Annotated in this window: 1 protein-coding gene; it reads left to right on the top strand. The window is 65.0% G+C overall.

What is annotated here, in order from left to right:
• Positions 1–151: 151 nt before the first annotated feature.
• The coding region (locus tag EN879_RS37315; RefSeq protein WP_164774912.1) for an Ldh family oxidoreductase at positions 152–935 on the top strand (784 nt) is incomplete at its 3' end.

Genomic DNA, 935 nt, shown 5'->3' with positions numbered 1-935 from the left:
GAGTAGGGGAGTAGGGGAGTAGGGGAGTAGGGGAGTAGGGGAGTAGGGGAGTATCGGGCCACTATCCACATTCACATTTCCATCCCCATTCGCTATTCACTGCCCACTGTCCCGTACTCCCCTATTCCCCTACTCCCCTAGGACGGCCATGATGCAACTCAGTCTCGACCAGGCAAAAGGACTGTGCCGGATGGCGGCACTTGGCGCCGGCGCCAATGAGGAAGCGGCGCAATCGCTCACTGCTTCGATCATATCAGCCGAGGCCGAAGGGCTTTCCTCGGTCGGTCTGTCGCATTTCATCGACTATCTCGAGGCGCTGGAAGCCGGACGCATCGACGGCAATGCCGACCCGGTGATCACACGGCCGGCGCTGGCAGTCTATCTCTCCGATGCACGCGGCGGGCTGGCGCATACCGGCTTCGACCGCAACATCGACGACCTCGCCAAGGCGGCAAAGCTGTTCGGTGTCGCCATCTTCTCGCAGAAGAACGCCTATACATGCGGCGCGCTCGGCTATTTCACCGGAAGGCTGGCAGCACAAGGACTGGTGTCGTTCGCAGCCACCAACGGCCCGGCCGTGCTTGCCGGCTCGGGCTCGGTCAAGCCGGTCTACTGCACCAACCCGATGTCGTTTGCCGCGCCTGCCGCCGACGGGGCGCCGCTGGTCATCGACCAGTCGTCGAGCGCCACCGCTTTCGTCAACATCCGCAAAGCGGCCGAGGACGGCAAGACAATCCCGGAAGGCTGGGCACTGGACGCCAGCGGCAATCCGACCACCGATCCCGCCGCCGCCATGAAGGGTGCAATGCTCGCCTTCGGCGGTCAGCGCGGCGCCAACATCGCGCTGATGGTCGAGGTGCTGGCGGCGGGCCTGTCGGGCGCCAACTGGTCGCTCGACGCGCCATGGTTCAGCGGCGGGCCGGACAGCCCCGGCA

It is taken from the genome of Mesorhizobium sp. M7A.F.Ca.AU.002.02.1.1, from assembly GCF_003998535.1.
Taxonomy (GTDB): domain Bacteria; phylum Pseudomonadota; class Alphaproteobacteria; order Rhizobiales; family Rhizobiaceae; genus Mesorhizobium; species Mesorhizobium ciceri.
The sequence above is the reverse complement of the archived record's forward strand: the minus strand, read 5'-3'. Positions and strand labels throughout refer to the sequence as shown.